Origin of the sequence: Qipengyuania sp. (assembly GCF_964227205.1) — a bacterium.
Taxonomy (GTDB): Bacteria; Pseudomonadota; Alphaproteobacteria; order Sphingomonadales; family Sphingomonadaceae; genus Qipengyuania.
Window position 1 is genome coordinate 968,199 of the sequence record NZ_CAXQVB010000002.1, and the last position, 14,187, is coordinate 982,385.

The 14,187-nt window shown below is 65.8% G+C and carries 7 protein-coding genes; 5 read left to right on the plus strand and 2 right to left on the minus strand.

Going from position 1 to position 14,187, the window contains the following annotated elements; all coding sequences use genetic code 11:
• Positions 1–123: 123 nt before the first annotated feature.
• Positions 124–3,123 (plus strand): TonB-dependent receptor plug domain-containing protein, encoded by a 3,000-nt coding sequence (locus ACEQZ0_RS06840; protein WP_370189662.1) that lies wholly within the window; start codon positions 124–126, stop codon positions 3,121–3,123.
• Positions 3,124–3,196: 73 nt separating this feature from the next.
• Here ACEQZ0_RS06840 and clpB read toward each other — a convergent pair whose 3' ends face one another.
• The gene (clpB, locus tag ACEQZ0_RS06845; protein ID WP_370189664.1) at positions 3,197–5,773 is read right to left on the minus strand and encodes an ATP-dependent chaperone ClpB; all 2,577 of its coding nucleotides are present in this window, start codon (positions 5,771–5,773) and stop codon (positions 3,197–3,199) included.
• Between the two features lie 186 nt (positions 5,774–5,959).
• On the opposite strand from clpB, the gene ACEQZ0_RS06850 reads away from it, so the two are divergent.
• Positions 5,960–7,135: an acyl-CoA dehydrogenase family protein gene (locus ACEQZ0_RS06850; protein WP_370189666.1), complete on the plus strand. Its 1,176-nt coding sequence runs from the start codon at positions 5,960–5,962 to the stop codon at positions 7,133–7,135.
• On the opposite strand, the gene ACEQZ0_RS06855 is transcribed toward ACEQZ0_RS06850, so the two are convergent.
• Positions 7,115–8,566: an ATP-binding protein gene (locus ACEQZ0_RS06855; RefSeq protein ID WP_370189668.1), complete on the minus strand. Its 1,452-nt coding sequence runs from the start codon at positions 8,564–8,566 to the stop codon at positions 7,115–7,117. The genes ACEQZ0_RS06850 and ACEQZ0_RS06855 overlap by 21 nt on opposite strands.
• Positions 8,567–8,685: 119 nt before the next feature.
• Here ACEQZ0_RS06855 and ACEQZ0_RS06860 point away from each other — a divergent pair, with 119 nt between their 5' ends.
• The 3 genes from ACEQZ0_RS06860 to ACEQZ0_RS06870 are packed head-to-tail and all read left to right on the plus strand — an operon-like array spanning position 8,686 to position 14,140.
• Entirely contained in the window at positions 8,686–10,914 is a 2,229-nt protein-coding gene (locus tag ACEQZ0_RS06860; RefSeq protein ID WP_370189670.1) for an acylase, read from the plus strand.
• Between the two features lie 13 nt (positions 10,915–10,927).
• Positions 10,928–13,795, plus strand: a complete 2,868-nt coding sequence (locus tag ACEQZ0_RS06865; protein WP_370189672.1) for a M16 family metallopeptidase — start codon at positions 10,928–10,930, stop codon at positions 13,793–13,795.
• Positions 13,796–13,834: 39 nt separating this feature from the next.
• A complete protein-coding gene (locus ACEQZ0_RS06870; RefSeq protein ID WP_370189674.1) occupies positions 13,835–14,140 on the plus strand; it encodes a hypothetical protein in 306 nt (101 codons plus the stop codon).
• Positions 14,141–14,187 lie beyond the last annotated feature (47 nt).

Genomic DNA, 14,187 nt, shown 5'->3' on the forward strand with positions numbered 1-14,187 from the left:
GCAAAAATGGGACACCAGCGCCCCCGTTTCTTCCAATAAAGCGGACACGCCCTTGAACCTACCTCTCACTGTGCCCCACAGTCCCAAGTGCAATTCTGCACTGGTCGTAAATCAGGGATAATCATGACTCAGACTTCCCCCGTTAACCGGGGCCGGCGGCTTGCGCTCTTCACGAGCGCAGGGATCGCGGCTCTCGCCATTTCCACCCCCGTCCTCGCGCAGGACGCCGAAGAGGGTACCAACGACGAGCAGGTCGAAGCCGAACCGGCGCAGGCCAATGCCATCGTCGTCACCGGCTCGCGCATCCGCCGCGCCAACCGCGACACGCTCGAGCCCTCGATCGTGGTGGATTCGGCGCAGATCGAAGAGCGCGGCATCACCAATGTCGGCGAAGTGCTGGAAGACCAGCCTGCGTTCGGTCCCCCTTCGAGCAATGCCGTCGGCGGCCAGTCGGGCAGCTTCGGCTCGGGCCAGACCTTCATCAACTTCTTCGGCCTCGGTTCGCAGCGCACGCTGACGCTGGTCAACGGTCGTCGTTATGTCAGCTCGAACACGGCGTCGATCTTCGGCCCGGTCGCAGCCGGCTCGCAGGTCGACCTCAACACGATCCCCACGCTGATGGTCGATCGCATCGAAACCATCGCCGTCGGCGGTGCTCCGATCTACGGCGCCGACGCCATTGCCGGCACGGTCAACATCATCCTCAAGGATCGCTTCGAAGGCGTGCGCTTCGATGCGCAGATGGGGATGGCCGAAGAAGGCGACGCGCCGGAATACCGTCTGGGCGCGATGGTGGGCACCAGCTTCGCGGACGGACGCGGCAACGTCGTCGCCGCGGTCGAATACAACAAGACCGAAGGCCTGCTCTACACCGATCGTGAGCGTACCGCACAGGGTCTCTTCTACGCGGCGCCGAACGATCCGAACTCGCCCTTTGACAATGTGATCATCACCGATCGCCGTATCCCCATCCTCAGCGAATACGGGTCGCCCACCAGCATCGATCTCATCCCCGGCTTCGGTTTCGACTTTTACGACGCCCAGGGCAATTCGCTGGTCTTCGACGCCAATGGCAATCTCATCCCGCTCGATTTCGGCGAGCGTCATGGCGTGGTCAACTCGTCGGGCGGCAATGGCTACAGCCTCACCCCGGTTCAGAACCTGCTGTCGCCGGTCGAGCGTTACCTCGGCGCGGTTCACGCCAGCTATGACGTGACCGACTCGATCACTGCCTTCTTCGAAGGCGAATATGCCAATTCGAAGGGCACCGAGCTGCGCTCGCAGCCGGTCTACAACACTTGGCTGTTCGGCGATGCCGGCGACCCCGACGGCAATCTGATCATACCGCTGAGCAACCCGTTCCTTTCGGACCAGGCACGCGCCATCATCAGTTCGCAGCTTCCTGCCGGGCAGGACGTGTTCTACCTCGGCCGCGCCAACACCGACCTGATTTCGGGCGAAGGCTCCTCGACCGTCGAAGTATACCGCCTGTCGGGTGGTCTGCGTGGCGATTTCTATCTCGGTTCGCGCAACCTCAACTGGGAAGTGTCGGGTACCTACGGGCGCTCGCAGACCAAGGGTCGCAGCCGCGAACTGGTGCAGCAGAATTTCGAGAACGCGCTGGCGGGTTGCCCGACCGGGGCGGAAAATTCGCCGATCGCGACGATCAGCAGCACCTGTGCTCCGTTCAATCCCTTCGGGCACCAGAACTCGCAGGCCGTGGCCGACTATATCACGACCATCGCCGACCCCACCGCAACCAACGAACAGTATGACTTCATCGCCACGATTGGCGGCGATCTGGTCAACATCTGGAGCGGCGCTGTCGGGTTCTCGATCGGCTACGAGCACCGCAAGGAATCGGCCGATTTCGATCCGGGCGCGTTCTTCTATGGTGAAGAGGATCCGACCGATCCGACCGCACCGCGCAGCCAGTACGGTCGTTCGATCCCGATCGATCCGGTCTCGGGTTCGTACAACACCGACGAAGTCTTCGGCGAAATCCAGATTCCGCTGATCTCGCCGGCAATGGACGTGCCCTTCGTCAACCTGCTCGAAGCCAAGGGCGCGATTCGCTATGTCGACAACTCGCTGACCGGCGGCGACGTCACCTGGACGGCGGGCGGTCGGTGGAAGCCGGTCGAAGACCTCGCCTTCCGCGGCAACTTCACCCGCTCGATCCGTGCGCCCGCGATTACCGAGCTGTTCAACCCGAACAGCGCGATCTTCACGACCGCGGACGATCCGTGCGACGCGCGCTTCATCAACAGCGGTCCGAACCCGGCCCAGCGTGCGGCCAACTGCGCAGCCGACGGCCTGCCGGCGAACTTCACCTCGAATATCGTCGACTTCACCACGCGTGGCTCGCTGTCGGGTAATACCGACCTCCAGAACGAGACGGCCGACAGCTGGACGATCGGTGCGGTGTTCACGCCGACCTTCGCCAAGGGCCTCACGCTCTCGGTCGACTACGTCGACATCGCTCTTTCGGGCGCGATCCAGAGCGTGAACGCCGAAGGCACGCTGGAGGCATGCTACGATGCCAACGACTTCCCCAATGCGGCCTGCGATCGGATCGATCGTGACGCCGACGGGCAGGTCGAATTCATCCGCACGGGTTATCTGAACGTCGCATCCTACGACTATCAGGGGATCATTGCCGATCTGCGCTGGACCGAAGCCACTCCGTTCCTCGGAGCGGACAGCCGCATCGGCCTGCGTGCTTCGTATCAGTATATCGACAAGCTGCAGCAGCAGGTCGGTACGGGCGATCTCAGCACCTTCCGTGGCGGGATCGGCTATTCGAAGCACCAGGGCACCGTCGGCGTGACCTACGACAACGGCAACTGGGGCGCGTTCACGCAGTTCCAGTACATCGGGAAGGCCGTGGTCGATCCCGACGCCGAACCCACCGCCTATGAGTTCTTCGAACGCGACGACGTCGTCTACATGGACGCCGGAATCAGCTTCAAGACCGAGGACGATTTCACGTTCCGCTTTATCGTCGAGAACGTGTTCGATCGCGAAGCTCCCTATCCCTCGCCGGCAGGCGGTGGTGTCGTCACCTATTTCGACGGCATCATGGGTCGCTACTTCAAGGTTGCGGCAACCTTCGGCTTCTGATCGAAACCGGAAACTGCAAAAAGAAAGGGCCCCGGAATTCCGGGGCCCTTTTTCGTCGAAGCCTGGCTGGCGATCAGGTCACGGTCATCGCCAGTTCGCCATCGCCCTCGTCGATCTTGACCGTCGACCCGTCGGGCACCTTGCCCGAAAGGATCATGTCGGCGAGCGGGTCCTGCACGTAGCGCTGGACCGCGCGTTTCAGGGGCCGTGCGCCATAGACCGGATCGTAACCCACCCGGCCGAGCCACTTCTTCGCGCCCTCGGTAAGGTCGAGCACGATCTTGCGCTCCTTGAGCAGCTTCTGCACCCGCGCGACCTGGATCTCGACGATCGGCGCCATGTGTTCCTGCGCCAGCCGGTGGAAGAGGATGATCTCGTCCAGCCGGTTGAGGAATTCGGGGCGGAAATGCCCGCGCACCACATCCATCACCTGCGGCTCGACGCTCTCGACGTCCTGCCCGTCTTCCATATTGGCAAGATACTGGCTGCCGAGATTGCTGGTGAGGATGATCAGCGTGTTCGAGAAATCGACCACCCGGCCCTGCCCGTCGGTCAGGCGGCCGTCGTCGAGAACCTGCAGCAGCACGTTGAAGACATCGCTGTGCGCTTTCTCGACCTCGTCGAACAGCACCACCTGATAGGGCCTGCGCCGCACCGCCTCGGTCAGGACGCCGCCCTCTTCATATCCGACATAGCCCGGAGGCGCGCCGATCAGCCGGGCGACCGCGTGCTTCTCCATGAACTCGCTCATGTCGATCCGGACCATTGCCTGGTCGTCGTCGAACAGGAAACCGGCGAGCGCCTTGGTCAGCTCGGTCTTGCCGACCCCGGTGGGGCCGAGGAACAGGAACGAGCCGAGCGGCCGGTTCGGGTCCTGCAGACCGGCGCGCGCGCGGCGCACCGCCTTCGACACCGCGTCGATTGCCTGTTGCTGGCCGATCACCCGCTTCGACAGGATGTTTTCCATATCGAGCAGTTTTTCGCGCTCGCCTTCCATCATCTTGTCGACCGGGATGCCCGTCCAGCGCGAGACCACGCCGGCGATATCGTCCTCGGTGACCTCCTCCTTGAGCAGCGCGTTGTCGGTGTGGCCCGAGGCCTCTGCGAGTTTCTTCTCGAGGTCGGGTATGCGCCCGTATTGCAGCTCGCCCGCTTTCTGCAGGTCGCCGCCGCGCTGCGCCTGTTCGAGTTCGATCCGCGCCTGGTCGAGCTCTTCCTTGATCCGCGCCTCGGCATGGATCTTGTCGCGCTCGTTCTGCCAGCGGGTGGTCAGTTCCGAAGACTGCTGCTCGAGCTCGGACAGCTCCTTGCGGAGATTGTCGAGCCGCTCTTTCGACGCATCGTCGCTCTCCTTCTGCAGCGCCTGCTCCTCGATCCGCAGCTGGATGATGCGGCGGTCGAGACCTTCGATTTCCTCGGGCTTGCTCTCCACCTCCATGCGGATGCGCGAGGCCGCCTCGTCCATCAGGTCGATCGCCTTGTCGGGCAGGAAGCGGTTCTGGATGTAGCGGTTGGACAGCTGTGCCGCCGCGACGATGGCGCCGTCGGTGATGCGCACGCCGTGGTGCAGTTCGTACTTGTCCTTGATGCCGCGCAGGATGCTGATCGTGTCCTCTACGCTCGGCTCGTCGATATAGACCGGCTGGAAGCGCCGCTGCAGCGCGGGGTCCTTCTCGATGTACTTCTGGTATTCGTCGAGCGTGGTTGCGCCGATGCAGTGCAGCTCGCCGCGGCTGAGCGCGGGCTTGAGGAGGTTCGAGGCATCCATGCTGCCTTCCGATGCACCGGCCCCGATCAGCGTGTGCATCTCGTCGATGAACAGGATGATCTGGCCCTCGGCGCCCTTCACCTCGTCGAGCACGGCCTTGAGCCGCTCCTCGAATTCGCCGCGATATTTCGCGCCCGCGATCAGCGCGCCCATGTCGAGCGCCATCAGCGTGCGCCCCTTGAGGCTGTCGGGGACGTCGCCATTGGCGATGCGCAGCGCGAGGCCTTCGGCGATCGCGGTCTTGCCGGTGCCGGGCTCGCCGATCAGCGCGGGGTTGTTCTTGGTCCGCCGGGCGAGGATCTGCACGGTGCGGCGGATTTCCTCGTCGCGCCCGATCACCGGATCGAGCTTGCCGTCGCGCGCCGCCTGGGTGAGGTCGCGGGCGTATTTCTTCATCGCGTCATAGCTTTCTTCGGCACCCGCGCTGTCGGCGGTGCGGCCACCGGTCACTTCCTGGATCGCGGCTTCGAGCGACTTGGCGTCGACGCCGGCGGCCTTGAGCGCCTTGCCCGCGTCATTGTCGGCCAGCGCCAGCGCCTGGAGGATACGCTGGACGGGAACGAAGCTGTCGCCGGCCTTCTCGGCCAGCTGTTCGGCCTGGTCGAGAGTGCGCACGGCATCGTTGTCGAGCCCCGGCGTCTGCTGCGCCCCGCCACCCGAAACTGCCGGGATCTTGCCCAGCGCCGTGTCGATTTCGGTAATCGCCACACCGGCATTGCCGCCGGCGCGCTGGATCAGCTGCGCGGCCATGCCCTGCTCGTCGTCGAGCAGCGCCTTGAGCAAGTGCGCGGGGGAAATCCGCTGGTGGCTCATGCGGATGGCAACGGTCTGCGCCGCCTGCAGGAAACCCTTCGCGCGGTCGGTGAACTTTTCAAGATTCATGCAAGCACCCCATTCAAGATTTGCCGCCCGGATATGGTGTGGCGATTATGCAACACAAGCCCTCCCCCGTAATTTTCACGAGGTGTATTAGCAAGATATAGGGGTGTCCCCGTAGTTGGCGAGGGGGCGTAGGGAAATTTTTTGTCGCGGATTGACCGCGCATCCACTCCGCGCAACTCTTCCGCTATGACCGCATTCGACGACTGGCGCGCCCGTTCGCCCTTCTACGACGAGAGCCACGAGGCGCTCGCCATGAGCGTGCGCCGCTTCGTCGAGCGCGAGGTGGAGCCGCATATCGATCGCTGGGAAGCCGAAGGCGAATTGCCGCGCGAGCTGCATCGAAAGGCTGCCGAGGCGGGCATCCTCGGCCTGCGCTATCCCAAACGATATGGCGGCCATGAAGAGGGGTTCGACATCTTTCACTCGCTGGTCGTGACCGAGGAACTGGCCGCCTGCGGCGCAGGCGGGCTCGGCGCCTCGCTGATGACGCATGGCATCGGCCTGCCGCCCGTCCTCGCGCTCGGCTCGGAAGAGTTGAAACGACGCATCGCCCCGCCGGTGCTCGCGGGCCAGAAGATCATCGCACTCGGCATCACCGAGGCAGGCGGTGGGTCCGACGTCGCTAATCTCAAGACGACTGCAGTCCGCCGGGGCGATCATTATCTCGTCAATGGCGGCAAGATGTTCATCACCTCCGGCATGCGCGCCGACTGGCTGACCTGCGCAGTGCGCACCGGCGGCCAAGGCGCGGGAGGCATCTCGCTGTTGCTGATCGAGATGGACAGCGAAGGTGTCGAACGCACCCGGCTCGACAAGATGGGCTGGCGCTGCTCGGACACTGCCGCGATCCATTTCTCCGACGTGCATGTACCGGTCGACAACCTGATCGGACCCGAGAACGGCGGCTTGATCGGCATCATGCGCAATTTCAACGGCGAACGCCTCGGCATGGCGATGGGGTGCTGCGCCTATGCCCGCGTCGCCATGGCCGAGGCGGCGGACTGGGCGCAGCAGCGCGAGACCTTCGGCAAGCCTCTGGTCGGCCACCAGTCGATCCGCATCAAGCTGGCCGATATGGAGCGCCAGATCGAGGCGACGCAGGCCTGGGTGGACCTGTGTGCATGGCAGGTGCGCGAGGGCCGCGACCGTCCGGCCGACTTCGCCATGCTCAAGGTGCAGGCGACGCGGATGCTGGAAGCCGTCGCGCGCGAAGCGGCGCAGGTGCTCGGCGGGGCGAGCTACATCACCGGCAGCAAGGTCGAGCGGATCTATCGCGAGGTGCGCGTCAATGCGATCGGCGGGGGGAGCGAGGAGATCATGCTCGATCTCGCCGGGCGCCAGCTATTCGGCGGCAGTCGCTAAGCCGTCCAGCCCCGGCACCATGACCGAACGCTCGCCGCCGAAATCCTCGCGCACCACGATCAGCCCCTGCCGCTCGAGATGGTCGAGCAGGCGGCGGATGCGACCGGGCGAGCTGGTGCCATAGGCGCGGCCCAGCGCGTCCTCGTCGACCTGCACCTCGCCTGCATGCGCCGAGCTGGCGAGCACGAGGAACGGCGCGAGTAGGTCGGGCTCGACGGCGGCGGCCAGTTGCATGATCCGATCCCGCAAGGCTTCGTCGAGGTCGTCCAGTCCTGCCCCTGCCATGGCCATGCGGCGGCGAAAGGCGCCCATGTCGGGCATCGGGCCGATGATCCGCTCGCGGCGGCAGCGGGTAAGGAAGGTCTGGTACTGCGCGCTGGCCGATTGGAAGGCGATGCCCTCGTCCTGTGCCAACCGGGCAATGATCGCCTCGATCTGAGCCGCAACGGCCGAGCTATCTGCCTGTGGCGGCGCATCGACCAGCCGTTCCTCGGCACGGGCGATGCTGTCTTCCATCTCGTCGACGCGCGGTGCGGGCGGCGGCGCAGGCGGGGGCGGTGCCTTGGCGACTTCGCTGGCGAGGTTTGCCGTCAGCAGCGCTTCCATGTCGGCGGGCGCAGTGTCGGGCAGCGCCATGAGCCCTTCGCTGCGCGCGCGGTTCCCGGTCTTCACCGGGCCGATCTTGCAGGCCAGAGGCAGCCGCGTGATTGCGGGGCCGAGCGCGAGGAAGTGCCCGCGTTCGAGCTCGCGGATGCGTTCGGCCTGGCGCCGGTCCATGCCAAGCAAGTCGGCCGCGCGGACCATGTCGATATCGAGGAAGGTGCGCCCCATGAGGAAGTTCGAGGCTTCGGCGGCGACATTCTTGGCGAGCTTCGCCAGCCGCTGCGTCGCGACGATCCCCGCCAGCCCGCGCTTGCGCCCGCGGCACATGAGGTTGGTCATCGCCGAAAGCGTCATCCGGCGCGTATCCTCGGCGATTTCGCCTGCCACCGCAGGGGCGAACATCTGCGCCTCGTCGACCACCACCAGCACCGGATACCAGTGCTCGCGCGGGGCATCGAACAGCGCGGTGAGGAACTGCGCCGCGCAGCGGATCTGCTGTTCGACCTCGAGCCCGTCGAGATCGAGCACCACGCTCGCCCGGTGTTCGCGGATACGACGGGCAAGCGCCTCGATCTCGCCCGGCGAATAGGCCGAGCCGTCGATCACCACATGGCCGAACTCCTCGGCGAGGCTCGGGAAGTCGCCCTCGGGGTCGATCACCACCTGCTGCACCATGCCCGCGCTTTCTTCGAGCAGGCGACGCAGCAGGTGCGACTTGCCGCTGCCCGAATTGCCCTGGACGAGCAAACGGGTCGCGAGGAGCTCCTCGATGTCGAACTCGACCGGTTTGCCCGATGATTCGTGGCCGATGGTGATCTGCGCTGTCACGGCAGGATGATTAGCCAGCCGAATCCGCCGCGGGGAACAGCCGCAATACGGTTTTGCCCAATCGCATTGCCTCGCGCCCGTGCGCTCGCTAGGCCGGTTGCAGGAGAGGACGGGTTTTCATGACAAAATGGCTGGGGCGCATCGGCTTTGCGCTGCTCGTGATCGTGCTGGTGGCCTTCATCGCGCTGGCGAGCTGGGAACCCTTCTGGGCGAAGCGCGAGGGCGTGCGGGTCTCGCATGAAGCCTACAGCGCCGAGATCATCCGCGACGAATTCGGCGTCCCGCATATCTACGGCCAGCGCGACCGCGACGTCGCTTATGGCGTGGCCGTGGCGCATGCCGAGGACGATTTTTCCACGCTGCAGGACGTGATCGCGATGAGCCGCGGCCGCTACGGCGCGATCGCCGGCGAGGACGGGGCAGCGATCGACTATGTCTACCACCTGCTCGACGCGCGTGGCACGGCCGAGCGCCACTATCCCGAGCTGCCGGCCGATACGCGCGCGCTGTTCGAGGCTTATGCCACCGGGCTCAACGACTATGCCGAAGCGCACCCGGGCGAGATCAAGCTCGCCAACCTCTTCCCCGTCGACGGGACCGATGTCGCCGCCGGCTTCGCGCTGCGCCAGCCGTTCTTTTTCGGGCTCAACAACACCATCGGCCCGCTGGTCGCAGGCGAGGATTTGCTGCCCGAGTTCGGCCCGCGAATCCCGCTCGCGGACGATCCGCAACAGTCCGCGCCCGACGGCGTCGAGGTGATCCGCGAGGACGAGGTCGCGCAGGCCCGCGCCTATCCGCTGCCCTGGGGCGAGGACGGCGCGCTATCGGGCTCCAACGCCTTCGCCATCGCGCCGCAGAAGTCCGACGACAACGTCACCCGCCTAGTCTCGAACAGCCACCAGCCCTGGCGCGGCGGGGTCGCCTGGTACGAACTGGTCGTCGAAAGCGGCGAAGGCTGGCACTATGCCGGCGCCAACTTCCCCGGCAGCCCTTACCCCTTCCTCGGCCACAACGAGGATCTCGGCTGGACCAATACGGTCAACCGGCCCGACATGACCGACGTCTACAAGCTGGTGCTCGACGAGAGCGACAGGAAGTACCGCATGGGCGACCGCTGGTTCGACCTCGAGGAAGAGACGGTCACCCTGCCGGTGCGCTTCGGCCCGGTGGTCCTGCCGGTGCGCCGCACGGTCTATCGCAGCGTCCACGGGCCGGTGATTAAGAACGGGAACGGCGCCTTCGCCATCCGCTATGGCGGGATCGACAATCTCGGCCAGCTCGACGCCTATTACCGGCTCAACAAGGCCAGAACGCTCGACGAATGGCAGGCGATCCTCGCCCGGATGGACGTGCCCTCGACCAATTTCCTTTATGCCGACAAGGTCGGCAACATCGCCTATGTCTACAACGCCGCAATCCCCGACCGGGCCAGGGGTTACGACTGGCGCGGCGTGTTGCCGGGCGACGACCCGCGCGCCCTGTGGAGCGGGCCGGTGCCCTACGAAAAGCTGCCCAAATCCATCAACCCCGCTTCGGGCTGGCTTTACAATGCGAACAACACCCCCTTCACCGCGGCGGGCGAAGGCAGCGACCTGGCGCCCGACAGCGTGGCCCCCGAGCTGGGCGTCGAACTCAAGCAGACCAACCGCTCGCGCCGCGCGTGGAAGCTGCTGAGCGAGGCGGGCCCGATCTCGCTCGAACGGCTGAAGCGGATCAAGTACGATACCGCTTACGAGCGGGCGGGCTATGTCGGCGACCTGTGGGATGCACTGGACGCGCTCGATCTCGATCCCGACAGCGACCTCGGCCAGGCGCGGGCGTTGCTGCGCGACTGGGATTTCACCGCCGACAATATCGGCCGCGGCGATGCGCTGGCGCTGCTGATGATCAAGGATTTCATGTCGGCCGAGTACCAGAATAAGCCGCTGCCCGACGTCCGCGAGAAACTCGAATGGGCGGTCGGCCATCTCAAGACATATTTCGGCAGCATTGACCCGCCGATGAGCGACGTCCTGCGCCTGCGCCAGGGCGATGTCGACCTGCCCCTCGATGGCGGTTCCGACACGCTGCGCGCATCGACCACCTGGGACGTGAACGACGACGGGCGGCTGTCGGTCAAGCATGGCGACAGCTTCATCCAGTTCGTCGAATGGGCGCCGGGCAAACGGGTGAGCTCGCAATCGATCCAGCCCTTCGGCGCGGCGACCACGCGCCCGCGTTCCCCGCATTACACCGATCAGGCTGCGCTGTTCGTCCAGCACCGCTTGAAGCCGGTCCGTTTCTGGCGGCAGGACGTCCTTGCCAATGCCGAGCGGCGCTATACCGTCGCGCACCAGCCGAAGCGCTAAACTGGAGTATTTGATGCGTCGCAATCTGTTGAGCGGCATCGCCGCGGTCGCCCTCGCCGGACTTGCCGTCGCGCAGCCGCTGCCACTCGTGGCGCAGGATACCGCCGAGGCCGCCCCGCTCGCCGAGCTGGTCGACGAGGTCGACATTCCCTACGAGCAGTTCACGCTCGACAACGGGCTCACCGTGCTCGTCCATACCGACCGCAAGGCGCCGATCGTCGGGGTCACGACCTATTACCGCGTCGGCTCGAAGCACGAACCGCGCGGGCGCACGGGCTTCGCGCACCTGTTCGAACACCTGATGTTCGGCGGCAGCGAGAACGTCGAGAACTTCGATATCCCGCTCGAAGCGGCGGGATCGACCAGCACAAACGGTTCAACCGACTTCGACCGCACCAATTACGTCGAGGTGGTCCCGACCGGCGCGCTCGACCTTGCCCTGATGATGGAAAGCGACCGCATGGGCTACCTCCTCGGCGCGATCAGCCAGGAGAAGCTCGATAAGCAGCGCGGCGTGGTCCAGAACGAAAAGCGCCAGGGCGACAACCAGCCCTATGGCCTGGCCTTCTATGCCATGCTCGAGGGGCTGTTCCCCGTCGGCCATCCCTATCGCCATTCGACCATCGGCTCGATGGCCGATCTCGACGCGGCAAGCCTTTCCGATGTCCGCCAGTGGTTCATCGACAATTACGCGCCCAACAACGTCGTCCTCTCGCTGACCGGCGATATCGACGCCGCGACCGCGCGGCCGATGGTCGAGCGCTGGTTCGGCGCCATCCCCTCGGGCCCCGAGGTCCGCTCGGTCGAGGCGCCGCCGACCACGCTCGCCGCCGAGAAATCGCGCGAGATGGTCGACCAGGTGCCGCAGCCGCGCATCTATCGCCTGTGGACCGGCCCCGCGTTGACGCATCCCGACGCCGAACCGCTCGAACTCGGCATGGCGGTGCTCGGCGGCCTCGCCAGCTCGCGGCTCGACAACGTGCTGGTGCGCGACGAACAGCTCGCCACCGGCGTCTCCGCCAGCAGCTATCAGTCCGAACAGGTTGCTATCCTCTTCGCGCAGATGGACGTGAAGCCGGGCGTCGACCGCGCCCAGGCCGAGAAGCGCTTCGACGAAGTGATCGCGCAGATGGTCGCCGAAGGCCCCACCGCGGATGAACTCGAACGCGCCTCGACCAGCATGGTCTCGGGCGAGATCGACTCGCTCGAACGCGTCGGCGGCTTCTCGGGCAAGGGCGCAACGCTTGCCGAAGGCCTGCTCTACGCGCGCGATCCGGCGAACTACAAGAAACAGCTCGAAGCGATCGCCGCCGCGACGCCGCAGAGCGTCACCGAGGCGATGCAGCGCTGGCTGAGCCGCCCCGTCTATCGCCTCGCCATCGTGCCGGGCGAACGGACCGAGGACGGCGCGACAATGGGCGGTTGGGGCGACGAGGCCACGCGTCCCGCGCCCGAGCCCGATGCGAAAGAGCCGATCGAGATCGCCCGCACCGGCCCGCCGCGCGATCTGCCGACCCCCGAACCGGTCGGCCCGCTGACCTTCCCCGAGGTCGAGCGCGCCACGCTTTCCAACGGCATTCCCGTCGTCCTCGCGCGCAGGACGGCAGTGCCCAAGGCGGTGATCAGCGTCGAATTCGACGCCGGCTATGCCGCCGATGGCGCAGCGCATGCGGGCACGCAGTCGCTGATGATGGACCTGCTCGAGGAAGGCACCGAAACGCGCGGCGCGGTTGAGATCGCCGAGGAGCAGGAACGGCTCGGCGCGACGATCTCGACCGGCAGCTCGCTCGACACGAGTTCGGTGACGATGAACGCGCTCACCGCCAATCTCGCACCGTCGCTGACATTGATGGCCGATATCGTGCGCAATCCGGCCTTCGCCGAGACCGAGGTCCAGCGCGTACGCGACCAGCGGCTCGCGGCGATCGCGCAGCAGCTCTCCTCGCCCGGCGGCCTCGCCAGCCGGACGCTGCGCCCGCTCGTCTTTGGCGAAGACCATCCGTATGGCACGGTCGGGCGGTTGGGCACGGTACAGGTGGTCAAAGCGATCGAGCCGGCCACGTTGGCTAGCGAGCACGACCGCTGGATCCGCCCCGAGAACGCCGCGATCTACGTCGTCGGCGACGTCACCTTGGCCGAGATGACGCCGCTGCTCGAACAGGCCTTCGGCGACTGGCAGGGCACGGGCGAGGCGGTGCCCGCCAAGGTGCTCGACAGCGCCACCCCGCCCCCGCAGACGCGGCTCGTCGTGATCGACCGGCCCAATTCACCGCAATCGGTGATCTATGCCGGGCGCGTGTTGCCGCTGACCGGCCCCACGCCGGGGCTCGAGGCGCTCGACCTCGCCAACGAGGTGCTCGGCAACGGCTTCCTCAGCCGGATCAACATGCTGATCCGCGAGGAAAAGGGCTGGAGCTACGGCGCGCGCAGCGGGGTCGACGCTCCGGACGGCCCGCGCCTGTTCACCATCAGCACCTCGGTGCAATCGGACCGCACCGCGGATTCGGTCGAACTCATCCTGCAAACCGCACGCGACTTCGCCAGCGGGGCGCGCAGCGTGGACGACACCGAATTCACCCGCGTCACCGACGGCAATATCCGCGGCCTGCCCAATCGCTTCGAAACCAACGGCCAGGTGCTCGGCGCGATCGTCGAGAACGACGAGCTTGGCCGCCCCGACGACTATTACGTCACCCTGCCCGCGACCTATCGTGCGATCGACAAGGCGGCGATCGATGCCGCCGCGCGCGACTATCTGGGCGCCGACGACCTCACCATCGTGGTGGTCGGCGACCGCAGGGAAATCGACGGACAGCTCGAAAAGCTCGGCCTGCCGACGACATATCTCGATGTTGACACCGGTGTCAGTAGCGCCGATTGAAACAGCACTCCAAACCCTCAAGCGAAGAGAGGAAATCCCATGTCCGTAGCAGGAACCTATGACACCGTCGTCAAGAGCCCGATGGGCGACCAGAAGGGCACGCTGACCGTGGTGCCGAGCGATGATGGCAACAGCTTCACCGGCTCGATGGCCGGCGGCATGGGCTCGATGGACATCAGCGATGGCACCATCGAAGGCGACACCATCAAGTGGAAGATGGACATGACCGTGCCGATGCCGATGACGCTCAACTGCACCGCCACCGTCAATGACGACCAACTGACCGGCACCGTCAACGCCGGCGCCTTCGGCGACATGCCGCTGACCGGCCAGCGCCAGGGCTGAGCCACGCAGCCGCAATGAAAAAGGGCCGCCGGAGCGATCCGGCGGCC

Excerpts from the sequence above, each read along its gene's own strand:
- ACEQZ0_RS06865 (WP_370189672.1), top strand. The coding sequence starts at position 10,928 with ATGCGTCGCAATCTGTTGAGCGGCATCGCCGCGGTCGCCCTCGCCGGA.
- clpB (WP_370189664.1), bottom strand. The coding sequence starts at position 5,773 with ATGAATCTTGAAAAGTTCACCGACCGCGCGAAGGGTTTCCTGCAGGCG.
- ACEQZ0_RS06850 (WP_370189666.1), top strand. The coding sequence starts at position 5,960 with ATGACCGCATTCGACGACTGGCGCGCCCGTTCGCCCTTCTACGACGAG.
- ACEQZ0_RS06840 (WP_370189662.1), top strand. The coding sequence starts at position 124 with ATGACTCAGACTTCCCCCGTTAACCGGGGCCGGCGGCTTGCGCTCTTC.
- ACEQZ0_RS06870 (WP_370189674.1), top strand. The coding sequence starts at position 13,835 with ATGTCCGTAGCAGGAACCTATGACACCGTCGTCAAGAGCCCGATGGGC.
- ACEQZ0_RS06860 (WP_370189670.1), top strand. The coding sequence starts at position 8,686 with ATGACAAAATGGCTGGGGCGCATCGGCTTTGCGCTGCTCGTGATCGTG.